Below are 23,374 nucleotides of genomic sequence, written 5' to 3' on the forward strand. Positions count from 1 at the left end.
TGTTGCTTGATGCGATCCGCAGCCGAATAGTCCCAACCGCGCTTGCACCTCCGAGGTAAAAAATTCGTTACCTCACCTGAACTGATAGACAATCAAATTAATACATGGATAGCTTCTATCTGGGCAAAACCTCGGCAGTACCTATGCTTACACCTTAGCTTGATGCATATGGGGTTTTAACCCCCATGTGATTCGCTCACAGAATCCTTTTAGGGAAGGGGTCTGGGGGGTTACGTCTCTCTTCAACCCGGAGATGCTCTCACAAATTTAAGCTTGCTAGTCCACTATTACCCACTGGATAACTATAGAACTTAATGCTATATTTCCAAGCGGGGAAAAGACGGAAATAAATTTTATAGATTGCAAACTGCATCGCTTAACTATTGCAAACTGCATCGCTTAACTGTTGCCGCATCTTAAGTTCGTATTGACTAACAAACTGAAATATTTCTTCGACTTTCTGGGAGTTTTTTTCCCAAAGCGGCAACAATACTGGCTCCATGATTTCAAAATGCTTGGCTTCACAGTGAACTTTAAAGAAAGTCAAAGCGTTTTGAGGTACATTAAATGTCTCTGCTACCCGCAATAAAGCCAGAAAGTCAACGTTGTCAAGTTTTTCCCAAGCAGATAATAGACAGGCTATGCTGTGGGTATCTTGATCTTCTCCACTTTGAAGCCACTCAATCCATCCTCGCTTGTAGCCGCTAACGAAGGATGGGTAGGTATCGTCCATAAAATACTTGGATTTTATATCAATGCCAACAGCTACGGCGAAATTATGATACATTTCTTCGTGAGAGCGACCAGCTCCTCCCATTTCTTCACGAATATTATCTATTATGGACTGCTTAATTGTCAAATTAGGAGCATGGTTACCTAAATACCAAAGAATTTCTTGGCTGCTCAGTCGGTAGAGATGATAAACAAGTTGCACAAAGTAAATTTGCTGTTCTTTGGTTAATTGTTCATGAGCCGTGAATAATTTCATGGCATTTAAAGATTGGGCGTATTTCTCATACCATGGCTCGACAAACTGCCGGAGGGAAACAGCCAACTCAGAATTCAGATTTTTGGTTTTCATTAGATTGCTTCATTATTAATGCCCTAATAGCTCTAATTGTAACAGGTCTAAGGCGTTGATACCAAAAATGTTGCATTTTTGTAATACAAATTTACATTGAAGAAAATCAAATCCCTGTATCGGGGTAATCGCATCTATTGCGGTTCTCAAATAAATGTGGTAGAATGCAGAGACTAGTTCAAGCGACCAATTATAAGATAAAAGCTTATTCCAGAGATTTACGAAAAAAATCATAGATGCCTATAAAAAAGAAAAAATTTTCTCAATTCTGATTTATAGCCTTTCTCAGATTGATGCGATCCGTAGCCGAATAGTCATTACCGCGCTTGCACCTCCGAGGTAAAAAATTCGTTACCTCACCCATATGAGAACTGCTATAACATTAGGAAAATAAATTGTTTTTGCATAACTGCTGGTTGAGTATTTGGAGATTCCAAATAAATGAATCATCGCCTTTTCTGGTTCCTCAAAACCCGGATATAACTTGTGCAGGCTGTTTCTCATATCCTCATTTAATTGCGTGCGACCTGCATATTCTCTGTGGAATGCTTCCCTTTCGGCGTGAAGCCTCTCTGACCCTGGTTTTTCTATTGCTATTATTCCCTTAAAATTAGAAAAATCCCCCAATCTTTCAAGCCAGGTATCTACTAAATAACAATAAGTAAACCACGAGGATTCAATCACTAGATAAAATTCTTTTGACACCATAACATTATTCAGGTTTAATTGATTTTTATTTCACACAAATTTCGCCAGGAAACGCTTTTATCGTCCCTGAATATAACTCTGCCTTCTGGCTGACTAACGGTTTCAAATCGCGTCGATTTGAGTTTTTCGAGAAGCCCATACGCAAATTATTTTGCAGATTTACGGGTGGCGAGGCGGAGTTGCGGTTCAGCCGTTCCCTAGCAGAAGCTAGGGAACGAGCCACCGATGTAAGCATGCAAATTATTTTGCATACCTACTTAGCAATCATTTCCTCCCTAAATCCCTAGCTGGTGCTTGATATGTTGGGATAGCCTATATTTACCGAGTATTTCTCGAGGTAATTGTCCCGCTCCCTCAATCTTTCCCAAACAGGCTTGACTTCCGCAATGACACTTAAATGCTCTATCCATCGACCATTCTGTAGAGGGATAGAAAAAAGTCAGCTCTTCCCCAGTGTTAATTTGACGCAGAGCAGTAACCCTCATCTCGGTGGTATCGAAATCCACATTGGGGTCGCAACTATGGTTGATACATTGCAACCACTCGGGATCTAGCAGAATGTGCCGATTTTTATCGAGCTGTACGGATAAATAGTTGGGTTTAGCTAATATTTCTCTCGCCCCAAAACTAAACAAAACTTCTCCCGGACAAAACTCCCCAATGGCGTGGAGGGATTTATTCCTGGTTTGTCGGCACTCCCAAACCTCAGCGATTGGGGCTACCTGGTGTTTTTTGTGAGTTATCTTGACTGTTTCAGTCATGCTAAGCGATTGTGGTATTTCAATTGGTTTCCTTACTCGGTGGAGTATGGCAATACATCGGAGTTAGCCGGGGGTGTGAGTCACCTCCCTTTGTTTCTAGTATAGCATCGTTCTTTTCAACATCAAATCCCTTTGGCATAGAAAATTTTGCGAATTGTCTGGCAAAAGCAGCAGCTTGGCGTGGGTTGGCGAGGGGCTGCTACAGCTTGCAGAAGCATTGCAAAGGAGTTGCGATTGTGAGTGGAGCAATCATGGGAAGCGAGGCCGATTCAGGGGTGCAGACTTGTCAAACCCGAGGTGGATGAATGGTACAACATGGAAATCCCCCCTGAGAACAGGGGGGATGGGAGGCACGATCGCCTACCGTGAAGTAGTATCGCTCACAACCGAGCCGATTCTAGAACGCTTCCACCGATGGAGGACGACCCTCGGCAGAGATTCTTGGGTCCACGGGGTGTTCCATGTGGAAAGCAGGTTTGCCTGCTGAAGCACCATTGCCGTTGGACTTGGAGTCAACGCGAATATTCTGTTCCGGCAAGGCGACGGAAAGCCCTTCTTCCTCGAAGCGGATCTGGATGTGGCGGATAATATCCGGCCATGCTGACCAGAAATCGTCGGTTTTGGTTGTAAATCCAAAGTATATTGCGATAAAATACTCATCATACTCCCAAGGGAAGGTTCCCGGCGGTGGATCGTCCAGGACTAAGGGGTGAGATTTCGCAAGATCCACCAGAATGCGTTCCGATTGGACAATGCTTTGGTGAAAGGGAATGCGGATGCATAAGGTAGCTTTACGGGTTTCGCTTCGGGTTAAATTGGTGATGGTTGAACTCCAAACCGTATTGTTCGGAATGTTAATCATCTGTCTGTCGAACCCTTGAAGGCGCGTATTGGCCAGGGTGATGGAATCCACATACCCCCAGATGCCGTTCATTTGAATTTCATCCCCCACGTCGAAGGGTTTGTAGACCATCAGCATCAAGCCGCTGGCGAAGTTCCCCAAGTTACTTTGCAGGGCGAATGCCAAGACGAAGCTAACCCCCCCAACCAAGGCTAAAATCGGTCCGAGGCTGACTTCCAGGGCGGTGAGGGCTAGCAACACCCCAACCACGATCCCGCCGCGCTTGACCAACATCACCACAAACTCGCGCAGGAGGTGGGAGATGCCGGGAAACAGCATCAGGGTGCGATTGAGCAGGATGCCGAGACCCTGGGCCACCACGATGGATGCCACCATGATGCCGGTAAACTTGCCGATATTGCCCGCCCAGCGCATTCCGCCTTCATCGGACTTCAGCCAACTGACGGCGCGCAGTGCCAGACCTTCGGTATCTTGGACGTCAATTTCCACGACGCCGATCGCGCTGATGAATTGGGAGTAGGATGTGGGGTCGCCGCCTTTGCTCTCCAGTTCCTGCAAAATCACTTTGAAGCGATCGACGATCGCGGTGCGCTCGTTTATCAGTTCGGTAACGGTGACGACTAGTTGATTTTTCTGTTCGGACTCTTCTTCGGCGCTTTGTTTCAACTGCTCGGCGCTGTCTTCGAGTTCTTCTTGTTGGTTTTGCAGGTTGGCATCTTCTTCAATGCCCGTCGGACCGGCAACTAGTGTCTGTCCGTCGCTGTCGATTTCGGTATTTTCCAAACTAGCAGCCACGCGATCGGTGGCATCATTTTGCCCGCCGCGATCGCTTTGCGGTTCAGACGCTCCGCTAATGGCTTCCCGAGCTTTTTTTACCTTTTCCAAGGCGGCGTCAAATTGCCGGGTGGCTTCTTCGGCTTCTGGGGAGTTGGGTTCGGCTCCCCGTAAGTCCTCTTTGGCCTTTTCTAGCTCCCGGATCGCAGTGTCGAGGGTATCGATTTTGCCCACCAGTTCCTCGTAGGCAACGGTTCCGGGCCAATACACTTCCTCGCGATCGCGCTTAGCTTGCTCCAGTACCTCTCTGGCTTTTTCCAGTTCGGCGGTTTCCTCTGCTTTTGCTAAAGCCGCGTTGAGCGCGTCGTCTTCTTGCAGCCCCTGTTGGGTCTCCTGCGCTTCTTCTAAGGCACTCTGCGCGTTTTTGATATTTTCTTTGGCTGATTCGATTTTTTTCGTAGCTTCATGGTATTCCAGAGAGTCTGGAGCTGCTTGGGCTTGCGCTTCTTCGGCTTCTGCCAGGGATTGCTGGGCCGCTTCCAACTCACTGGCGGCTTCTTCCTGTTTGGCGATCGCCAGGTTTTGGCGTCGGATGGCGATTTCGACTTCGCTAATTTCTTGAACTTTTTCCTTGAGAATTAACAACCACGCCGCCGCTTCCACTTCTAGTTCCTCTAGGGTGAGCGGCTTGACCATCAACCTCAGTTCCTCTACGGGAATGTTGAGGTCTTTGGTGGTGATTGCGCTCTCGGTATTCGGATCGCCGGGAATTGTCTCTGCGATGAAGGTTTTTTCAGCGCTCGGATCTTCCTGCGATCGCGCGGGGCCGCTCCAACTCACAATTGTGCAAGCGATTCCCGCTACCACAACAGACCAGATTCGGTAGCGAAACATACTTTTAGTTTCTCCCCAACAGCTTCAGTGTCCATGTTATTAGCCTTGAGTCTAATCAACGCCCAAGGATTTTGTCAATGCCAATCTTATCGGAAAATTCTATTGTTTTTGTAAAGATTTGTTGACTTCCGGATTTACCCTCGCTCCGCTCTGGCTTTTGCTGAATTTCTTTTCAACCCTTTTACCGTTCTCGTACTGTACTTTGCACTACTTTCTCCACATTCAACAAGCGATTTATCAATGGCTTCTGGCTGTTTTTGCCCTGACAACCGTAAACCCGTCGCAAACCCTAGCCGTTCCGCCTGCTTTGTTTCTCGCGAACGGCTCATTTTAGCAATTCAGGGGCGAGCTGTAGCCAAATTAATTGACACTGTAGCCAAATCAATTGACACTGTAGCCAAATCAATTGACACTCCTGGCAGGAGGGTGACAGGAGGCGATAAAACAATGGAGGGGCGATCGGCAAAACTACCGGCTCCCATGCAGGTACCTCACCCACACAGTGCGCTTTTCCCCGCCGCAATGGGGTCACCGCCGTAGGATCCAACGCTTGACAAAAAAGAACAGTGATGAAATAACAGCTCAGAGAGGTTTTCCCACCCCAAAAACCCTCGGATGGTGGGTCTTGAAGCACCGGAATTTTCGGCGCAATCCTGGCATTTATGCCGCAAAAAATCAAGGAGTGGAGGGAAAAAGCGAGGGGATAACAAGTAGCAGAAATCAACCGATAAAAATAGGTGTACAATAATCGAGGGAATGTTCTTCCTACCCACCCTCTATCCCAGGTGGGTATGGAGAAGCTAACGAAAAGACCGACTCTGGAGGACTCTCCCGGGCGTTCAACCTAACCAGGTAACACCGGACAAGGTTCAACCGACAAAAGCTGCCAGTCCGAATGGGAAGAATAAAAGAGCAGAAGGTTTGCAGCAAATGCATACCCCAAAGCAACGGTATAGTAGAAACTTATCCACGGAGGAACGATGAAGCGTCGGGCGTTTGGGTCTGGATTGAGTATATTTGTAGTCAGTGTATTTTTCTGCGCGAGTTGCACCTCTTCTCCGACCGCCGGGAAGGATCCCAATGCACTTCGGATCGGATATAGTGCCTGGCCCGGTTGGTTGCCTTTAACCGTAGCCGAAGAGCAACAAAAATTTGCCGCCAACAATGCGGGCATTAACTTGCAGTGGTTCGATGGCTATTTAGATTCGCTCAATACTTTAGCGGCGGGTCAACTGGATGCCAACACCCTAAGCCTGCAAGATACAATTAATGCCGTCGCCGCCGGTGCGGATCTGGTCGCGGTGGTGGTGACGGATTATTCCACGGGCAACGACCAAATTATCGTCAGCGAAGGCATCAACAGCGTTGGCGAACTGAAAGGCAAAACTGTCGCCGCCGAAGAAAGTACCGTTTATTTTTTGCTGCGGCTGGCATTAGAAAAAGCCGGGTTGACTCTCGAGGATATCGAGTTTCAACCGTTAGAAGCCGGGGCATCTGCAGCCGCTTTTGTGGCGGGACAGGTCGATGCGGTGAGCGTTTACGCCCCTTTTACCAGTAAAGCAACCCAGCGATCGGGCAGTAAAGTCATTTTTAGTTCAAAAGATGTCCCGGGGGCAATTCCATCGGCGATCGTCTTTCAGCGCGAAACGATAGAAAATCGTCCCGAAGCGGTGCAAGCTTTTGTCAATGCCTGGTTCGATACCCTGGCCTTTATGGAATACAATCCAGAAACGGCCTATGAAATGATGGCGAAGCGCGCTGGGGTGTCGGTAGAAGAATACAAAGAATATGCAGCGGGCACCAATCTGTTGAGCCTGGAGGAAAACTTAACCGCCTTTACCCCCGGAAATGACCTGAATTCTGTATATTATGCTGCAGAACAAGTCAGCAACTTTTTAGTAGAAACCGGGTTGGCTCAACAGAAACCGGATATCGACGGATTGTTCGATGACCGATTCGTGAAAGCTTACGCCCAGCAACGAGAACAAGAATAAATCCGCCCATCGTGGTCACAGAAGAGAAGGATGCCGTAAGAAAAATGGTTTGCGAATGAATAAAGCTCCATTGATTCAACCGAAGAGGAACCAGCAACAAAACGATAGCGCCCCGGAAGATAGAACCTTGCGGCCCACGGTTTTTTGGCGGATTGCTGAGGATATACCCGATCGCTTGCGGTGGGTGCTGATGGGACTGTCGATCGCAATACCCTTCTTGTTTTGGTGGATATTCTCGAATTCGGGATGGGTGAAACCCTTGTTTCTCCCCACGCCAGCTAAGGTATTTTCGGCGATCGCCCATCTTTGGGCAACCGGGGATTTACTCAAAGATATTTTCGCCAGTTTATATCGGGTGCTGATGGGGTTTGCCTTGGCGGCGACAATCTCGATTCCCTTGGGAACGGTGATGGGGTCATTTGCCAGCGTGCGATCGCTCCTCGAACCGATGATTGCCATCCTCCGGTATATGCCCGCCCCCGCCTTTATCCCCTTGCTGATTTTGTACTTCGGAGTCGGGGAAACGACCAAAATTTTGCTGATTTTTCTCGGCATTTTGTTTTACAACACCTTAATGGTGATGGATGGGGTCAAGTTCGTGCCCAAGGAGTTAATCGAAACCTCCTATACATTAGGCGCGCGCCGCCCCCAAATCATCTGGCAAGTGATTTTTCCCTACATTCTGCCCACGATTATCGATGCAGCTCGCGTCAATATTGCCGCCGGATGGAATTTAGTCATTGTCTCCGAATTGGTGGCGGCGACTGAAGGATTGGGACGGCGCATTATTGTCGCCCAAAAATTCCTCAAAACCGATGAAATTTTTGCCGGCTTGATTGTGATTGGCATCATCGGGTTGTCCATAGACTTGTTCTTTCGATTTCTGTTGCGGCTCACTTGTGCTTGGGCGAGTCACGAGAATCGCTAGTTATTTAACTCTTTCGTTTAGGTTGTTGGGCGAGGGGGGACTTGCGCTCCATTTTAAAAGCAATTCATCTAGGGGAAAGGAGGAATCTAGTCCTACATTTTCCTGGGTTATCCTTGCATATATAAAGCGAATCCTAGTCATTTATTTTGTTGAGTAAAAAAATGTCAACTTAACTTGACAGTAAATAGAGAATGACATACAATGAAAGGCAAATAAATACGATGTTATTTCGTCCCTGCTTTCTGGTGAATTGACTCCTCTAATATATTTTGGAGAACTTCACTAGAAAAAGCAAATCACTCCACCGCAAACCGCAGGAGATTACCCGGAGCGGAACGCCACCAACTCTAGCGTTAGCAATAGTTGGTGGATAGAGGGATGAAATACTCAGCATTCGAGCCAGAATTTCTGGCCATATCCATTACAATTGTCCTAGACTGGAGTACCTATGGCTCTTGAAATCAATCTCAGCGAACTTCGTGCATCGATGTCCACCCAATCCACTCAACCGGTAAAGGTGGAAGTTCCTCCGAATATCATTGCCTCAAACGTAAATGTATTTTCGGGAGATTTACTGTTAACCTGCTCTTACTCCCCAGAAATTAGCCCGACGGTTTTCCAAAACCTAGCTCGGGGACGACGTGCGTTCTCGTTTTGTCCGGAACTGACGCACCTGGACAAATTAGGCTTTAAACTCTGCACGATTTTTCGACTGAAGCGGGTCACCAGTTTGGTAGTTTTGACCAAAGATGGCTCGCCCCATTCAATGCAGATTCCGTTAATGGTGCAAGAAGCGGCGGAAGATGTGGGGTTTGATAAAAATAACATTCGTTATTTTTGCCTCGAAGGCGGGCAAGTTCACGAAATTGCCGATCTCGCCATTCGCAAAGCCCGTCACTATTCCGAAATCGAAAAGCTACTGCCATTTGCCAAACTGCATAAAGTCACTCAAATCTTGCGCTCTCCCGAAGGATGCCCCAACGATCGCGCAGAAACCTATGAATCGATCGTAAAAAATCTCGAAGAAGAAGTGGCAGAAATTAAAGCCGGAGTAGAAAACAAAGATACCGAAAATCTGATTGAAGAAATCGGCGATGTGCTATTCAATCTCTATTTGATGAGCCAAATTGCCGATGAAGAGGGAAAATTTGACATCACAACCGTAGTGGATCGGGTTGCCGATAAAATGATTCGCAATCACGAATCGATTTTCGCCCCGCTTCAATTGAAATATTAAACCGAGAGTCAGATCGGGGGAACAAGCTACCCGATCTGGCGCGATCGCCTACCTGCGCCCAGCGGTGCCCAATGACCTTTGGACAAGGGGTGGCGCAGGATTAGGCGTGGCGATCGCTCTCCAACAATCGCAGAAGTGAGGAATTGCCAGATGCAAATTTGGTACACCGATCGCCCACTGCCCGAGGATCTGTCGAACTCCCTCTTTCTCGCCGGACCCACCCCACGCAGGGCGGAGGTCATCTCCTGGCGCAAGGAAGCATTACAGATTTTATCGGACTTGCAATTTAGGGGGCAGGCGATCGTGCCCGAATGGTCCACCGGCGCGTTTTATCCCGATGAAATCGAGCAATTTGAATGGGACGAACAAGGATTAGAACGTGCCAGCGCGATCGTCTTTTGGGTCCCGAGAGCGATCGCCACCTTGCCTGGGTTGACCACCAATGTGGAATTCGGTCGCTATGTGAGTCTCGCACCCCAGCGCGTCTTTTATGGCAGACCCGATGAGGCGGTGTCGGTTCGCTACTTAGATTGGCTCTATGAAAAACATACCCAGAAAAAACCCTACCATCGCCTGACTCCTTTACTAAAAGCAGCAGTAGAAGCAATTAACTAACATGACCTCTCGGATTATTCCGCCCCCTTGTTGCGGGTTTGAATACGCTCATCTCTCGGTCATTCCCAGAGTCTCCAACGTTCGACCCGAGGATGTAGAAATCAAAACCCACATAACGCCAACCTTTGCCACTGAACTACCGTTTGTTCCCTCGCCGATGGACAGCGTAATTGGCAAAGAACTAGCACTCGCCATGCTTCAAGCCAAAGGATTGCCCATTTTACATGGTTTTTATGGAGAAACCCCGCAATTATATGCCCTAGTCGATGAACTAAAAGAACGCTTTCCCCACCGCGACGATCGCCTGGGTCTTCTTCTCTCACCGGATTTAACCCAACTCTCAGAAATTGCCCCCTTACTCCAAGATAGAATTTCCGTCATTGCACTAGACACCTTACATCAAAGTCCGCATCTGCACCTGCAAGCGGTACGAGAACTCAAACACCGCTTTCCCCATCTCGAAATCATCTCCGGAAATGTAGTATTTTCAGAAGATTGTCGGGGATTAATTCAAGCCGGCGTGGATGCCATTCGGGTGGGAATGACCTCAGCTTCCATCAACCGAGGGCGGGAACTGCTCGGTTGTGGTAGAAGGCAAGCTTCTGCGGTGTGGGACTGTGCTAAAGTCACTACAGAACTCGGCGTGCCATTAATTGCCGATGGCGGAGTGAAAACCATCTCCGATGCGGTAATTGCCTTTGCATTAGGAGCGGATGCCGTGATGATGGGACAGAGGTTTGCCAGTCTTCCAGAAAGTGCGGCACCCATGCAAACTAACGCGGTAGGCGATCGGGTAAAAATTTATCGTGGAATGAGCCGAAAAGGAAAAATCGCCGCCGACCTCATTCCGGAAGGAACCACCAAAGAACTACCAGTCGCTTCCGATTTCGATACAACTGTTTTAGAATGGGTAGCAATTCTCAAACTCGCCATTTCTAGAGCCGGCTTTTCCGCCCTAACCGAGTTCAAAACCTCTGCTTTACTGGAATTTATTCTTTAACCACCCATTTCCCTGATGGATTCACCGAAAGGTGCTGCATTCTCAGATACCCCAGGAAAAAATCTGTAAACAGCCTTGATTTTAATTGAGGAGAATAACTCATGCATTTAGAAGTTGACAATTTAACCAAAGCATTTCCTCGCCGAGGGGGAAGTTTGCTGGCTTTGCAAAATATTAACCTGCATGTGGAAACTGGAGAGTTTGTCTGTGTAGTGGGGGCGTCGGGTTCGGGAAAATCGACGTTCCTGCGTTTGATTGCCGGGTTGGAGATGCCGACAAAAGGAGAAATTTTAGTGGATGGAGTGTCGGTGAAAGGACCTGCACCGGATCGCGGTATGGTATTTCAAAACTACACCCTTTATCCCTGGATGAGTGTGGCGGAAAATGTGGGATTTGGGTTAAAACTGCAAGGGGTTTCGCGCAGGCAACGAGAGCAGCAGGTGGCGTATTATTTAGAAATTGTCGGGTTGTCGGAATTTGCCCGATCGCTGCCCAGAGAATTGTCCGGGGGAATGAAACAGCGGGTGGCGATCGCCCGCGCCCTCGCCTGTCAGCCCAAAATTTTATTAATGGACGAACCGTTTGGTGCCTTGGACGTGCAAACCAAGGAAGTGATGCAACAATTTCTGCTGCAAATCTGGGACCAGACGGGCACTTCTATTTTAATGATTACCCATGATGTGGAAGAAGCGGTATTTTTGTCCCAACGGATTTATATGCTAACCGCTCGTCCGGGAACGGTGCAAGAAGAAATTATTCTGGATTTACCGAAAGAGCGCAGCGATTATCTGCGGCGATCGGCAAAGTTCCTCGACTACAAATATTATATCATGGGTAAGCTGCGATCGGACGAAAATGTTCCATTAGCAGTTTGACAACCTCAGTTTTTTACCCGGGGTTGTTGCGTGCAATTGCAACAACCACCAGGGAAACTTTAAAAGAGAAAATAGCGTTGAGCTAAGGGCAATTCGCGGGCGGGTTCGCAAGCGAGCAATTGCCCATCTGCCCACACTTGGTAAGTTTCCGGATCCACTTCAATATAGGGAGTGAGGCCGTTCAGCTTCATGTCAGTTTTCTGAATTTTGCGGGTATCGGACACGGGAACCGCGAGTTTTTGCAAGTTAAGCTGACTCGGAACGTCTAATTCTAGGGCGGCTTGGGAGAGAAACGTGAGACAGGTAGCGTGGCGATCGCCGGCAAAACTGCCAAACATCGGCTGCATGTGGATGGGTTGCGGGGTGGGAATGCTGGCGTTAGCATCGCCCATTTGCGCGTAGGCGATCGCGCCGCCTTTGATGACCAGTTGGGGTTTGACGCCGAAAAAGGCGGGATTCCAGAGGCACAAATCTGCCAGTTTGCCTTCTTCGATCGACCCCACATAGGTGGCGATGCCGTGGGCGATCGCCGGATTGATAGTATATTTCGCGATATACCGTTGCGCCCGGAAGTTGTCCTGTTCTGCCTCGGGAGTTGCGCCATCCGGGGGCGGGAGAAACCCGCGCTGCACTTTCATTTTATGGGCGGTTTGCCAAGTGCGAAGGATAACTTCTCCCACTCGTCCCATTGCCTGAGAATCCGAGGCAATCATGCTAATCGCCCCCAAGTCGTGCAAAATATCCTCGGCGGCAATGGTTTCGCGGCGAATCCGGGATTCGGCAAAGGCCACATCTTCGGGAATGCTGCGATCGAGGTGGTGACACACCATCAGCATATCCAGATGTTCCTCTAAGGTATTGGCAGTATAAGGCCGCGTGGGATTGGTGGAGGAGGGTAGCACGTTGGCTTCGCCGCAGACTTTGATGATGTCCGGTGCATGTCCGCCTCCCGCACCTTCGGTATGATAGGTATGAATTGTGCGATTTTTAAAAGCGGCGATCGTGTTTTCTACAAAACCCGCCTCGTTGAGGGTGTCGGTGTGGATGGCAACCTGCAGGTCATACTCTTCCGCCACACCAAGACAGGTATCGATCGCGGCGGGAGTGGTACCCCAGTCTTCGTGCAGTTTCAGTCCCATCGCCCCCGCCATCACTTGTTCGATTAGGGGGCGCGGTTTGCTGCTGTTGCCTTTCCCGAGAAACCCCAGATTCACCGGAAAGGCATCCGCCGCTTGCAGCATTCGGTGAATGTTCCACGGACCCGGGGTGCAGGTGGTGGCATTCGTCCCCGTCGCCGGCCCGGTTCCGCCACCCAGCATGGTGGTGATTCCCGAGGCGATCGCTACTTCGATTTGTTGCGGACAAATAAAGTGAATGTGGGCGTCAATTCCCCCTGCAGTGAGAATCATTCCTTCCCCCGCCACTACTTCGGTTCCCGGGCCAATAATAATATCTACATTGTCTTGAATGTAGGGATTTCCCGCTTTGCCAATTTTAAATATTTTCCCGTTTTTTATCCCCACATCTGCTTTTACCACCCCCCACCAATCTAAGATAACTGCATTGGTAATCGCCAAATCTACCGCCCCTTCTTCGTTAGAAATGGGGGATTGTCCCATGCCATCCCGGATGACTTTCCCGCCGCCAAATTTCACTTCGTCGCCATAGGTGGTAAAGTCTTGTTCCACTTCGATAAATAATTCCGTATCCGCCAAACGGATGCGATCGCCCACCGTGGGACCATAGGTTTCCGCATAGGCGCGACGATTCATTCGATAGCTCATCTTCACTCCTCACGGGGAATTACTCATACCCGTTACTTTCCCCTCAGTTTATCACTCCTTGGCCTTGGCAGAGTTGATTTTCCATCGCGCCGGTGGCCACACCCTACGACTCTCCGGATCGGCCCAGGAAATGGCGAATTTTTGGCTAGGCTATTTGCCGATTTGCTGTTTGTTAGCATTCAACTGCCTCATGTTGCGTCAATTGAACGTCAAAAAATCTCCCGTTTTAGCGGGATTAATCGCTTTTTTTATGGTAATTGTGTTCTCGTCTCCCACTGTGGCGATTCCCGGAGAGGTGCAAACCTTTATCCGCAATTTAACCCCGGAAATGGAATCTTTGCTGCAACAAAAATTAGAGCGCCGACAGGTATTTTTCGACCTCACCCCTAAAGCGGAAAGAAATGCCACCCGGTTAAACCCTTATTCCCGCATTCATCGGGACACGGTGTTTGACCTGCGGGTTAATTATGAGGAGAATCTGCCGACTTTAACCGGGAAAGTTTTCGATTGGCAAGAACGAGATGTCATCGAACGAGTGGCCAACCAGAGTTTTGCCAATGGGGTGCGATCGCAGGTGGCGATATTTCCCTATAATGATGTAGATTTGGATTATGGAATTACTATCAAACCCTATAGCAATCTCTACACCAAACCCAGTACCGACATCGCCGATTTAGCCACTCAAGTGCGGTTGGGAACCCCGGTGAAATTGCTGCAATATAGTGGCGATCGCCGATTCGTGCGGGTGAGAATTGAAGATGATGGATATTTGGCCTGGATAAAGCGGGAGGATTTAAAAGAATGCGATCGCGATACGTTCGAACAGTGGGTTACTGCGCCGAAAGTTCAAATCGCCCGCACTCTCAATCGCCCGCAAACCCTGTATTTTGGCACCCGATTGCCCTATCGGCAATCGTCACCCGGGGCGAATTTTATCGGTCCAATTATGCCAAATACAGCCCTCAAGCAAGCGGGGGCAGAATCCGAGGCGATCGCGGTCATTTTACCCGATAATCGCGAAGTCCAATTAAACCGCCGCGATGTTATTTTACCGGAAAATTCTCCTCGGGATAAACCCCGGTTGTTGGAGATTGCCAAACAGTTTTTACCCCAAGGGGCGCTTGGCGGCGGACGCTATTTGTGGGGAGGAACGGTAGGCACTCGTTTGGATTGTAGCGGATTCGTGCAAACTGTTTTTCGCGCCGGGAATATTTATTTACCCAGAGATGCCTATCAGCAAAAGCTTTACACCCAACCGGTGGCGGGCAGTTTGCGAAATATTGATGAGTTACAACCGGGGGATTTAGTATTTTTTAGCGAGAACCGCCGCTTGGCGACTCATGTGGGAATTTATCTCGGGAATTATCGGTTTATTCATTCCACCCGTCGCGGCGGTTATAGTGGGGTGAAAATCAATCGGTTGAGAAATGGAACGCGCTACGATCGCTATTTTCAGCGCACCTATTTTGGTGGGGGGCGCGTCCCGATGCAGTTAATTGGCGATCGGGCGGCTTAATCTGGAGCGATAAAACCCTCGGTTTCCAATGGGTGACTGGGGGGAGGCGGAGTCTCGGGGAGAAGGTTTTCTCCTGGGGGGAACCAGAAATCGTGAATGGGTGGGCATTGCCCACCCTACAGTTTCTACGAGTTTGAGAATGCAGCGTACCGAAACATTATCTGATAAAAAAACTCGGCAGTTGAGCCGAGTTGAGCGAGCATGAGGATGCTAAGAGTTCCAAAATTAGATGGGAGTGACTAAACTAGAGTAAGGCAGTTGTAAAACAGTATTTAAAGCATTTGTCCGAAAGTCTTTTCCTCATCGCGCCAATTCTGCAATTGGTGTTTTGCCAACTGAGAACTTGGGGAAAGGAAGGGGACTTCGGTATTTCGATGTATTTACATTTTTAATTGTCAGCGATTTTTGTTGAATAGCCAGTGATTTACGTCGTGAGAAAAGATGATATTCGTCACGGGAAAAGAGTGAGCGCGATCGCGAGTCCCTGTGAGCTGGGAGTCATGTTTTGATGACATCAATGCCGAGGGGCCTGTGACCAGGGTCACAGTTGCTTTGGATCCAGTAGGAGAACCGGCGATCGCTGCGATCGCAATCACATTCGCCAGAGAAAATTATCACCGCCCCCACTGTCTCAAATCACTGAGCGCAACCGAGCAATTACGGATATTATGAAAGCACTGGGGGGACGAAATGCGTGCTTCTACGCAACCAGCGGGCCTCCCCCAGCGGTTGGATCCTTGTACTCTCAGATGACACAGAGGAGTGAGCATGAATGTGGTGTTGCAACCCCAGGGCAATTTAGATGTAAAAGTAGCGGCGATGCTACAGCAAAAGGTAGCGCGCTTAGCTTGGGAAAAACACAAGCGCTGGTTTATCGATTTAAGCGAGGTGAATTCTGCGGATCATTCCGGGTTGATGTCTCTGGTTGCGGCCCATCGACTGGCGCTGAAAACCGGACGCCGCTTAAGTTTGTGCAATATGAAAATGTCGCTTGTTTACCTGTTTGAAATTACCGAACTCGATCGCGTTCTCGATATTTTACCACACAACGAAGAAGCGCCCGATTTGGGAGAAAAAATAATATTTTAGTCCGGGGGTTGCCTAGGATTCAATTTATCTGTGCAAGGGGTGGGCAAAAAAGCCCACCCCGAATTTTTGTTACACTTCGATGGGCGATTCCGTTGTTTCTGGGATAGTGTAGGTGCCGCCCTCTTCAATTTCTACCCGCATTTTTTCATCCTGTCCGGTCACCAAACAAGCGCCTCGCTTGCGGGTAAAGTAGTTCCATGCCCATTGAATCATTACGATTAATTTGTTGTCAAATTCAATCAAAAAGTAGATATGGACGAAAACCCAAAACAGCCACGCGAGAAAACCGGAAAATTTCACAAATCCCAGATCCACGACGGCTGCATTGCGTCCAATGACAGCTAAACTGCCAAAATCCACATACTGAAAAGGCGGGCAATCTTGTCCTTTGAGACGGTGTTTAATCAGTTTCGCAACATATTCGCCTTCTTGCATAGCGACGGGGGCGACGCCGGGGAGGGGTTTGCCATCTTGATGAGCGTAATGAGCCAAGTCGCCAATAACAAAAATATTCGGCGCGTTGGGAAGGCTTAAATCAGCTTCCACGATAACTCGTCCGGCCCGATCGCGTTTGGCATCGGTGCGGTTTTCCAAAACTTGTCCCATTTCCGATGCTTTGACACCGGCGGCCCAGAGTAAGGTGCGCGTGGGAATAACTTCTTCGCGATCGCCTCGGCGAACCGTAACGGCATCATCCGCAACATTCGTCACTAAGCTATTGGTCTGTACCGTCACGCCTAATTTGCGAAGAGATTCTTCGGCTTTTGCGGATAATTCTGGCGGGTAAGGAGGCAGAATTCTATCCATCCCTTCGAGCAATAAAATTCGCGTGCTGGTCGGGTCAATGGTGCGGAAATCTTCTTTTAACGTGTTGTGGGCTAATTCGGCGATCGCCCCGGCTAATTCCACTCCCGTCGGTCCTCCACCGGCGATCGCAAAGGTTAACCAGCCTTTTCGTTTCTCCGGATCCGGTTCTTTTTCTGCGGCTTCAAATGCCATCAAAATCCGCCGCCGCACTTCTAAGGCATCTTCGACGGTTTTTAATCCCGGTGCTTTTTCTCTCCACTGTTCGTTGCCAAAATAATGATAGCTAACTCCCGTGGCTACAATTAAAAAATCATAGCTCAATTCTTTACCTTTCAGGATGACGTTTTGCTCCTGTGGGTCGATATCTACCGCTTCTTCCATCAGCACTTTCGTATTTTTATTGCGACTGAGGACGCCGCGCAACGGAGAAGCAATATCCCCCGGAGACAAACTGCCAGTTGCCACTTGATACAGAAGGGGCTGAAATAAATGGAAATTTCGCTTATCGATTAAGGTGACTTCCACGGGAGCGCGCCCGAGTGCCTGGGCCGTATAGAGTCCCCCAAATCCGCCGCCAATAATGACCACATGCGGGGGAGAATTTTTCTGTTTCGCATCTACCATTGGGAATAAATTTCCAATTCAATTTACAAGTCAATCGGGAAAAACAAACCCCGGTGCATTTGCGATGAGGTTTGCTTTCCAGATCTATTTTAGAGTAAGGAAATTTTGGCAGAATTGAGGTAGTCTCGGCTACAGAGCGAGTTAGTGTTAGCGCTCGAGAGAACCGTTGATTTTCTGATTGAAGCCGTAAATCTGACGAGTGCCGACAAAGGGGACTAATTCCACTTCGCGATCGTCTCCTGGCTCGAAGCGCACTGCAGTGCCGGCGGGAATATTCAGATGCATTCCTTGGGTCCGATCGCGCTCGAAGTGCAGGGCTTCATTCACTTCGTAAAAATGAAAATGCGACCCTACTTGAATCGGGCGATCGCCTGCATTGGCCACCGTCAGCCGCAGGGTTTCTCGACCCGCATTTAACTCGATTTCTCCCGCTTTAACGATATATTCTCCGGGTATCATATTCACCTCTGTTTTCTGAAATTTGAACGAGTTTCGCCAATATAATTACCGAATCGGATTGTGAACCGTGACCAATTTTGTGCCGTCGGGAAAGGTGGCTTCTACCTGCACTTCGGTTATCATTTCCGGTACCCCTTCCATCACCTGCTCCCGGGTGAGCAAGGTGGTGCCATAACTCATTAATTCTGCCACAGTTCGTCCTTCTCTTGCCCCTTCGAGAATGGCTGCAGAAATATAGGCCACGGCTTCTGGATAATTGAGTTTTAAGCCTTTGTCTTTGCGGCGTTCCGCTAGTAACGCAGCGGTAAATACCAGTAATTTGTCTTTTTCTTGCGGTGAGAGTTGCATGATTATTCCTGTGGTTCAGATTCGATAATGGGTTCTAGTTCGGCGATAAACGAGTTCGGTTATCCACGAACATAAATCACCTCGGCGGAGTCGAGAACCTGCTGGCGAAAATAGCGACTGAGTTCTTATGGGGTTCGCAAATCTACTTTTCGTCCTAACATTTCCGTCAGTTCGATTTCCATCCCGACTAGCCCAAAAAAAACGATGCTTTTATCTGGCATAAATTCTACCAGAAAATCGATATTGCTTTCCGGGGAAAAGTCATCGCGCAGAACTGACCCGAACAAGGAGAGTTTTTGGATGTCATTGTGTTGGCAGAATTCGGCAATTTTGTCAAGGGGAATTTCGATGGGCAATTGATGGGGTTTCATGGAATTTTGCTTCAGTTTACAAAGGCCAAACGCGCGGGGGGCAACTGGGACGGTGTAAGAAGGATAGGCGCAGGAGTTCCCAAATGTCTGTAAACCAGTGTCGCACCTCTGCGGTGGAATCGCCGCGATATCGACATAATAATCCGTCGGTGAGGCGGGTGACACCGACTTCGCCGCCTTTCTCGGGGAACAGACTGCGCGCTTGCTGGACGAGGTGTCGGGTCACGGGTTCTCCTACCCAGGCTAGCGTAGCTACAATTGGGCGACATGCTAGGCGGTTGGGAGTCGCGATCGCCGCTGCAGACCCGATCGCCTGTTGTCGGTCGATCCACAAGGGTCGTCCGGTTTGCCAAATTTCACTGTGCGATCGCCAATGTCCCCGCCGGAACGTTTCCCCCCTGGCACTGCGCCCAAATCGGCTAATTTCCCACAACAAAACCCGGGCACCCGGCGCTAATTCTACCCGCATCTCTTGCCGATAAATCGCTCCGTCAAACACAATCATTTCCTGGGGCAAACACTCCAACACCGCATCTTTTTCCACAATAATGCTAATTTTTTGAGTAGCAGTTTCTCCCTCACTGCGATACAGTTTTGCCGCCGATGCTGTGGTAATCAAAGCATGAGAATTGGGTTCGAGGCGAATATCTTGCGAGAGGCGATCGCCGCCGACAATTCCGCCGGCAGTGTGCAAAATTACGCTATGACAAATGGCGTTTCCCTCTGGATAAAAGGGGCGCTGAACTTTCAACGGCGCTTGGACGCGATCGCGCATCAGTTTGGTGGCACCGCCGCAATTGCGATACCCTAATTCCACCTTGCCATGCCATCCGGCGGCGGTATTTTCTCCCCGTTCTGGAGAAAAAGCAATGGAGTTATTTTGGCGGTTCATGGATATTTTTTCCACAGTGAGGACAAATTTGAGGTGGTCGGATTATTTTTTTGCGTCGCTCTTTTCTCGCGGCAATTTCTTCAGAAAAACCAGATGCCAGGATGCCTGCCGGTAAGGCAAAAATGCCGATACCCAACATAGCAACCCCGGCACCGAATACCTTGCCGATCGCGGTGACGGGATACACATCACCATAGCCCACAGTGGTTAATGTCACCACGCCCCACCACATTGCTGCGGGAATATGAGGAAATGCTTCCGGTTGCGCTTCATGTTCGGCAAAGTAAATAATACTCGACGCCGCGAGCAATAGCAAAATCACCGCCGAAAAGGTTAAAATCAGTTCTTCTCTTTTTGAAAAAATAACTTTAATTAGGGTGCGTAATGATTTAGAATAGCGACCGAGTTTGAATAGCCGCAATAACCGAAACAAGCGCAAGGCGCGGATAATTCGTAAATCTACGAATAAAAACGGCAAATAAAACGGGATAATTGCGATTAAATCGATTAAAGCTAAAGGCGTGAGGGTGTATTTCAGCCGCCCCCACACCGGATGGCGGAATCGCGGAGAAGCGTTACAAGACCATACCCGCAGAATATATTCTAGGGTAAAAACCGTGACGGAAAACGTTTCAAAGGATTGAAAAGCATCAGAAAATTCAGCCGTTATCCAGTCTACGGTTTCTAAGGCAACGGCAACCACATTGAGTAAAATGAGGGAAATAATAAAAACATCGAATAATTGACTGAGGCGATCGCTCGCCCCAGCCACATCTAAAATAATATAAATTCGTCTTTTGAGCTGTTCGTTCATGGGTAGCAAGGCGATCGACAAGGGAAATCCCCTCACGGATCGATTCCGAATGAGAGACATGGGAATTTTTCGCAATTCAAACCGCGAGAAACCGCTGAATGACATCATTGCTGAGTTCATTCGTGGCACCGGCGGCGACGATTCCGCCCTTTTGCATAGCATAATACCAATCCGCCTGTCGGACAAAATGCAGGTGTTGTTCGACAAGCAGCACCGAGATACCCGTAGACTGGATAATGCGACGCACGGCGGCTTCAATTTCCAGGATAATCGAGGGTTGAATGCCTTCGGTGGGTTCGTCGAGTAGCAGCAAACGAGGACGCCCCATCAACGCCCGGGCGATCGCCAATTGTTGCTGTTGTCCCCCACTCAAATCGCCTCCCATGCGGTTTAACATGGGTTTTAACGCCGGAAATAACTCGAAAATTTCCGCCGGAATCCCGGGGGTTTTCGGAGGTTTCGCACAAGCTTCTAAACCCAAAATTAAATTTTCCTTCACCGTCAGTCGGGGCATGATTTCCCGCCCTTGCGGCACGTAGGCAATGCCCATTTTCGCACGGCGATCGGGCGTTTTTCCTCGCAGATTGTTTCCCGCAAAATCAATCTGTCCCTCGCGCGGTTGGATTAACCCCATCACGGTTTTTAATAAGGTGGTTTTCCCCACGCCATTGCGCCCGATGAGACACACCATTTTCCCGGGCGGAACGCTCAAATCTACATCCCGCAAAATGTGGCTTTCGCCATAATACACATTTAAACCCGATATGTCTAATTGAGGTAAATTTGCCTTGATTTCTTCGCTCATTGTTTGCGTTTAATTTATCCTGTTTTTACTTCAGTAGCGCCCTATAAGCTCGCACAGCACAATATAATTTTACAACAAATTGCTCGTTGTGCTGGTTTCCCCTGTCTGGGTACGAAACAGGGAAGGCGCTGCCTCCAAACCCGGCTCTAACCGATAACTTAGGCCGCATCTTCTGGCGCAGTTCCCAAATAAACCTCGATAACGCGCGGGTCATTTTGCACTTCTTCGATTGTCCCTTCGCACAATAGGGAACCTTCATGCAACACCGTGACTTTCCGGGCAATTTGTCGCACGAATTCCATATCGTGTTCGATGACAATAATCGAGTGACTTTCTGCCAAAGACAGCAGCAATTCGCCCGTAATTCGGGTTTCTTCATCGGTTAAGCCAGCCACCGGTTCGTCCACCAGCAACAAATCGGGAGACTGAGCCACCAGCATCCCGATTTCCAACCATTGTTTTTCCCCGTGAGAAAGCAATCCGGCTTTGATATCGGATTTGGCAACTAAGCCAATAGTTTCTAACAAGCTGCGGACGGTTTTTCGTTCTCCAGAGGTGGGCTTTTTCAGCAAAGTAGCGAATACATTTTTCTGGCGATTGACCGATAGTTCTAAGTTTTCCCGAGGGGTGAGGTTGAGATAAACCCGGGGGGTTTGAAATTTGCGTCCGATACCGAGGCGGGCGATTTGATGTTCGGAGTAAGACCGCAGGTTTTTCCCTTTAAATAGGACTCGTCCTGCGGTGGGTTTCACCTGGCCGGTGATGACATCTAAAAAGGTGGTTTTTCCGGCTCCATTTGGCCCGATGACTACGCGCAGCTCCCCGGCTTCCATGTTAAAATTGAGCTGGTTTAAGGCATTAAATCCGTCAAAACTCACGGTTAAGTTTTCGATTTCTAGAATTCTCGCACTCACGCTGTACCTCTGGGTTTGGGACTGGTTACGATCGCGGTTCTAAATTTTCTCGTTCCCCCTGCACTTCTGGGTCTTCTTCTAAGCTGGGATAGGTAATGACATAGCGGGGATGGCGAATCACTCGGCGAACAAATTCCCCACTGGATTGGCGCAACCACCCGACAATTCCGTTTGGCAGCACCATCACCACAAACAGGAATAATGCCCCCTGGAAAAAGAGCCAAATATCGGCGAATTGTTCGCTAAATAAACTTTTGGAAGCGTTGACTAACACAGCTCCGAGAATGGCTCCCACTAAGGTGCCGCGCCCCCCGACGGCGACCCAAATCACCATTGCGATGGAAAAGTCGATCGCCATTGCTTCGGGGGAAATAATCCCGCTTCTGAGGGTAAACATAGCCCCAGAAATGCCCGCTAATGCGCCGGAAATGGCAAACACCAGGGCTTTAAATCCGGTGGGATTGTAGCCAGAAAACCGCACGCGACTTTCATCGTCGCGAATGGCAATTAGCAAGCGTCCAAATCGCCCGCTGGTCAACCCGCGACAGAGGGCATAAGCGCCGGCTAGTAACACCACGGTTAAAATATAGAAACCGTACTGGGTTTTGGCGTCGTTGACGGGAAATCCGAGCAGGGTGTTAAAGTTCGTTAATCCATTGGTGCCGTTAATCAGTTCTTGTTGACCGTTGAAGAAGTTAAAAAAGATAATGGTTGTGGCTTGGGTTAAAATGGAAAAATACACCCCTCGGATGCGGTTGCGGAAAACGAGATAGCCGAGGATGCCGGCTAATAAGGCGGGAATCAGAAATACCGCCAACAGGGTGAAGGGAAAGGAATGAAAGGGTTGCCAAAACCAAGGCAGTTCGTTGATGCCATAAAGGGTCATAAAGTTGGGAAGCTGACTGCTGGCGTTGGCAGGAAATTGTAATTTCAGGTGCATGGCGATCGCATATCCGCCTAATGCAAAAAACACCCCATGTCCCAAACTCAACATGCCCGTGTATCCCCAAATCAAATCGATTCCCAAAGCGGCGATCGCTAAGGCTAAATAGCGATGCAACAGTTCTAGGCGAAAGCTGGAGAGTACCAGGGGCATGACGATAATTAAAATCAGGGCGATCGCTCCCACAATGGCGGCTTCCATCAGGCGCGATCGCTGTCTAGAAAAATTCGATACTTTTTGAATAAAGTTTAAATTCCTGATTCCATATTCTGCAATTTC

The 23,374-nt window shown here is 48.8% G+C and carries 22 protein-coding genes; 8 read left to right on the forward strand and 14 right to left on the reverse strand.

Translation table 11 applies throughout. From position 1 onward, the window contains the following. Positions 1 to 376: 376 nt before the first annotated feature. From AC0QH1_RS01515 to AC0QH1_RS01530, 4 genes are all read right to left on the reverse strand, one after another. On the reverse strand, positions 377 to 1,081 hold the full coding sequence (locus AC0QH1_RS01515; RefSeq protein WP_324628984.1) for an iron-containing redox enzyme family protein: 705 nt from the start codon (positions 1,079 to 1,081) through the stop codon (positions 377 to 379). A 351-nt stretch (positions 1,082 to 1,432) separates the two neighbouring features. Next, entirely contained in the window at positions 1,433 to 1,789 is a 357-nt protein-coding gene (locus AC0QH1_RS01520) for a hypothetical protein (RefSeq protein WP_324628985.1), read from the reverse strand. Between the two features lie 275 nt (positions 1,790 to 2,064). Then, positions 2,065 to 2,550 carry an SET domain-containing protein-lysine N-methyltransferase gene (locus AC0QH1_RS01525; protein WP_324628987.1) on the reverse strand — a complete coding sequence of 162 codons (486 nt, stop codon included), beginning with the start codon at positions 2,548 to 2,550 and terminating at the stop codon, positions 2,065 to 2,067. Between the two features lie 397 nt (positions 2,551 to 2,947). Beyond that, positions 2,948 to 5,080, reverse strand: coding sequence for a mechanosensitive ion channel domain-containing protein (locus tag AC0QH1_RS01530; protein ID WP_324628988.1), 2,133 nt, complete (start codon positions 5,078 to 5,080; stop codon positions 2,948 to 2,950). Positions 5,081 to 6,060: 980 nt separating this feature from the next. Here AC0QH1_RS01530 and AC0QH1_RS01535 point away from each other — a divergent pair. The 6 genes from AC0QH1_RS01535 to AC0QH1_RS01560 all read left to right on the forward strand — a co-directional run bounded on the left by AC0QH1_RS01535 (position 6,061) and on the right by AC0QH1_RS01560 (position 11,729). Next, positions 6,061 to 7,074 carry an aliphatic sulfonate ABC transporter substrate-binding protein gene (locus tag AC0QH1_RS01535; RefSeq protein WP_324628990.1) on the forward strand — a complete coding sequence of 338 codons (1,014 nt, stop codon included), beginning with the start codon at positions 6,061 to 6,063 and terminating at the stop codon, positions 7,072 to 7,074. 55 nt (positions 7,075 to 7,129) lie between these two features. Beyond that, positions 7,130 to 8,002 carry an ABC transporter permease gene (locus AC0QH1_RS01540; protein ID WP_324628991.1) on the forward strand — a complete coding sequence of 291 codons (873 nt, stop codon included), beginning with the start codon at positions 7,130 to 7,132 and terminating at the stop codon, positions 8,000 to 8,002. A gap of 448 nt (positions 8,003 to 8,450) precedes the next feature. Continuing rightward, positions 8,451 to 9,239 carry a MazG nucleotide pyrophosphohydrolase domain-containing protein gene (locus tag AC0QH1_RS01545; protein WP_324628992.1) on the forward strand — a complete coding sequence of 263 codons (789 nt, stop codon included), beginning with the start codon at positions 8,451 to 8,453 and terminating at the stop codon, positions 9,237 to 9,239. A 150-nt stretch (positions 9,240 to 9,389) separates the two neighbouring features. After that, complete coding sequence (locus AC0QH1_RS01550; protein WP_324628993.1) at positions 9,390 to 9,854, forward strand: nucleoside 2-deoxyribosyltransferase domain-containing protein; 465 nt, start codon at positions 9,390 to 9,392, stop codon at positions 9,852 to 9,854. 1 nt (position 9,855) lies between these two features. Continuing rightward, on the forward strand, positions 9,856 to 10,854 hold the full coding sequence (locus tag AC0QH1_RS01555; protein WP_324628994.1) for an IMP dehydrogenase: 999 nt from the start codon (positions 9,856 to 9,858) through the stop codon (positions 10,852 to 10,854). 101 nt (positions 10,855 to 10,955) lie between these two features. Then, positions 10,956 to 11,729 carry an ABC transporter ATP-binding protein gene (locus tag AC0QH1_RS01560; protein ID WP_324628996.1) on the forward strand — a complete coding sequence of 258 codons (774 nt, stop codon included), beginning with the start codon at positions 10,956 to 10,958 and terminating at the stop codon, positions 11,727 to 11,729. Between the two features lie 59 nt (positions 11,730 to 11,788). On the opposite strand, the gene ureC is transcribed toward AC0QH1_RS01560, so the two are convergent. Further along, positions 11,789 to 13,513 (reverse strand): urease subunit alpha, encoded by a 1,725-nt coding sequence (ureC, locus tag AC0QH1_RS01565; RefSeq protein ID WP_324628997.1) that lies wholly within the window; start codon positions 13,511 to 13,513, stop codon positions 11,789 to 11,791. Between the two features lie 64 nt (positions 13,514 to 13,577). On the opposite strand from ureC, the gene AC0QH1_RS01570 reads away from it, so the two are divergent. Together AC0QH1_RS01570 and AC0QH1_RS01575 are read left to right on the forward strand one after the other, a co-directional pair. Further along, positions 13,578 to 15,029 carry a C40 family peptidase gene (locus AC0QH1_RS01570; protein WP_324628998.1) on the forward strand — a complete coding sequence of 484 codons (1,452 nt, stop codon included), beginning with the start codon at positions 13,578 to 13,580 and terminating at the stop codon, positions 15,027 to 15,029. 768 nt (positions 15,030 to 15,797) lie between these two features. Then, positions 15,798 to 16,118, forward strand: a complete 321-nt coding sequence (locus tag AC0QH1_RS01575) for an STAS domain-containing protein (RefSeq protein WP_324628999.1) — start codon at positions 15,798 to 15,800, stop codon at positions 16,116 to 16,118. Between the two features lie 69 nt (positions 16,119 to 16,187). Here the strand turns inward: AC0QH1_RS01575 and AC0QH1_RS01580 are convergent, their stop codons facing one another. The 9 genes from AC0QH1_RS01580 to urtC form a co-directional block, all read right to left on the reverse strand. Continuing rightward, positions 16,188 to 17,549, reverse strand: coding sequence for an NAD(P)/FAD-dependent oxidoreductase (locus AC0QH1_RS01580; protein ID WP_324629000.1), 1,362 nt, complete (start codon positions 17,547 to 17,549; stop codon positions 16,188 to 16,190). A gap of 147 nt (positions 17,550 to 17,696) precedes the next feature. Beyond that, positions 17,697 to 18,008 carry an urease subunit beta gene (locus AC0QH1_RS01585; protein ID WP_324629016.1) on the reverse strand — a complete coding sequence of 104 codons (312 nt, stop codon included), beginning with the start codon at positions 18,006 to 18,008 and terminating at the stop codon, positions 17,697 to 17,699. 45 nt (positions 18,009 to 18,053) lie between these two features. Then, the gene (gene ureA, locus AC0QH1_RS01590) at positions 18,054 to 18,356 is read right to left on the reverse strand and encodes an urease subunit gamma (protein ID WP_324629001.1); all 303 of its coding nucleotides are present in this window, start codon (positions 18,354 to 18,356) and stop codon (positions 18,054 to 18,056) included. A gap of 125 nt (positions 18,357 to 18,481) precedes the next feature. Further along, the gene (locus AC0QH1_RS01595) at positions 18,482 to 18,727 is read right to left on the reverse strand and encodes a nucleotidyltransferase family protein (protein WP_324629002.1); all 246 of its coding nucleotides are present in this window, start codon (positions 18,725 to 18,727) and stop codon (positions 18,482 to 18,484) included. Between the two features lie 16 nt (positions 18,728 to 18,743). Then, positions 18,744 to 19,619, reverse strand: coding sequence for an urease accessory protein UreD (locus tag AC0QH1_RS01600; protein WP_324629003.1), 876 nt, complete (start codon positions 19,617 to 19,619; stop codon positions 18,744 to 18,746). Next, positions 19,603 to 20,469 carry an ion transporter gene (locus AC0QH1_RS01605; RefSeq protein WP_324629004.1) on the reverse strand — a complete coding sequence of 289 codons (867 nt, stop codon included), beginning with the start codon at positions 20,467 to 20,469 and terminating at the stop codon, positions 19,603 to 19,605. Before AC0QH1_RS01605 ends, AC0QH1_RS01600 begins: the two co-directional genes overlap by 17 nt. Before the next feature lie 40 nt (positions 20,470 to 20,509). Beyond that, positions 20,510 to 21,238 (reverse strand): urea ABC transporter ATP-binding subunit UrtE, encoded by a 729-nt coding sequence (gene urtE / locus AC0QH1_RS01610; RefSeq protein WP_324629005.1) that lies wholly within the window; start codon positions 21,236 to 21,238, stop codon positions 20,510 to 20,512. Positions 21,239 to 21,396: 158 nt separating this feature from the next. Further along, positions 21,397 to 22,152: an urea ABC transporter ATP-binding protein UrtD gene (gene urtD / locus AC0QH1_RS01615; RefSeq protein ID WP_324629006.1), complete on the reverse strand. Its 756-nt coding sequence runs from the start codon at positions 22,150 to 22,152 to the stop codon at positions 21,397 to 21,399. 25 nt (positions 22,153 to 22,177) lie between these two features. Continuing rightward, on the reverse strand, positions 22,178 to 23,296 hold the full coding sequence (gene urtC, locus AC0QH1_RS01620) for an urea ABC transporter permease subunit UrtC (RefSeq protein ID WP_324629017.1): 1,119 nt from the start codon (positions 23,294 to 23,296) through the stop codon (positions 22,178 to 22,180). Positions 23,297 to 23,374: the final 78 nt, after the last annotated feature.

Source organism: Phormidium sp. CCY1219, from assembly GCF_055795085.1.

What these genes read in the sequence shown, in the direction of transcription:
- AC0QH1_RS01515 (WP_324628984.1), bottom strand. Translation starts at nt 1,081, where the DNA reads ATGAAAACCAAAAATCTGAATTCTGAGTTGGCTGTTTCCCTCCGGCAG.
- AC0QH1_RS01520 (WP_324628985.1), bottom strand. Translation starts at nt 1,789, where the DNA reads ATGGTGTCAAAAGAATTTTATCTAGTGATTGAATCCTCGTGGTTTACT.
- AC0QH1_RS01525 (WP_324628987.1), bottom strand. Translation starts at nt 2,550, where the DNA reads ATGACTGAAACAGTCAAGATAACTCACAAAAAACACCAGGTAGCCCCA.
- AC0QH1_RS01530 (WP_324628988.1), bottom strand. Translation starts at nt 5,080, where the DNA reads ATGTTTCGCTACCGAATCTGGTCTGTTGTGGTAGCGGGAATCGCTTGC.
- AC0QH1_RS01535 (WP_324628990.1), top strand. Translation starts at nt 6,061, where the DNA reads ATGAAGCGTCGGGCGTTTGGGTCTGGATTGAGTATATTTGTAGTCAGT.
- AC0QH1_RS01540 (WP_324628991.1), top strand. Translation starts at nt 7,130, where the DNA reads ATGAATAAAGCTCCATTGATTCAACCGAAGAGGAACCAGCAACAAAAC.
- AC0QH1_RS01545 (WP_324628992.1), top strand. Translation starts at nt 8,451, where the DNA reads ATGGCTCTTGAAATCAATCTCAGCGAACTTCGTGCATCGATGTCCACC.
- AC0QH1_RS01550 (WP_324628993.1), top strand. Translation starts at nt 9,390, where the DNA reads ATGCAAATTTGGTACACCGATCGCCCACTGCCCGAGGATCTGTCGAAC.
- AC0QH1_RS01555 (WP_324628994.1), top strand. Translation starts at nt 9,856, where the DNA reads ATGACCTCTCGGATTATTCCGCCCCCTTGTTGCGGGTTTGAATACGCT.
- AC0QH1_RS01560 (WP_324628996.1), top strand. Translation starts at nt 10,956, where the DNA reads ATGCATTTAGAAGTTGACAATTTAACCAAAGCATTTCCTCGCCGAGGG.
- ureC (WP_324628997.1), bottom strand. Translation starts at nt 13,513, where the DNA reads ATGAGCTATCGAATGAATCGTCGCGCCTATGCGGAAACCTATGGTCCC.
- AC0QH1_RS01575 (WP_324628999.1), top strand. Translation starts at nt 15,798, where the DNA reads ATGAATGTGGTGTTGCAACCCCAGGGCAATTTAGATGTAAAAGTAGCG.
- AC0QH1_RS01580 (WP_324629000.1), bottom strand. Translation starts at nt 17,549, where the DNA reads ATGGTAGATGCGAAACAGAAAAATTCTCCCCCGCATGTGGTCATTATT.
- AC0QH1_RS01585 (WP_324629016.1), bottom strand. Translation starts at nt 18,008, where the DNA reads ATGATACCCGGAGAATATATCGTTAAAGCGGGAGAAATCGAGTTAAAT.
- ureA (WP_324629001.1), bottom strand. Translation starts at nt 18,356, where the DNA reads ATGCAACTCTCACCGCAAGAAAAAGACAAATTACTGGTATTTACCGCT.
- AC0QH1_RS01595 (WP_324629002.1), bottom strand. Translation starts at nt 18,727, where the DNA reads ATGAAACCCCATCAATTGCCCATCGAAATTCCCCTTGACAAAATTGCC.
- AC0QH1_RS01600 (WP_324629003.1), bottom strand. Translation starts at nt 19,619, where the DNA reads ATGAACCGCCAAAATAACTCCATTGCTTTTTCTCCAGAACGGGGAGAA.
- urtE (WP_324629005.1), bottom strand. Translation starts at nt 21,238, where the DNA reads ATGAGCGAAGAAATCAAGGCAAATTTACCTCAATTAGACATATCGGGT.
- urtC (WP_324629017.1), bottom strand. Translation starts at nt 23,296, where the DNA reads ATGGAAGCCGCCATTGTGGGAGCGATCGCCCTGATTTTAATTATCGTC.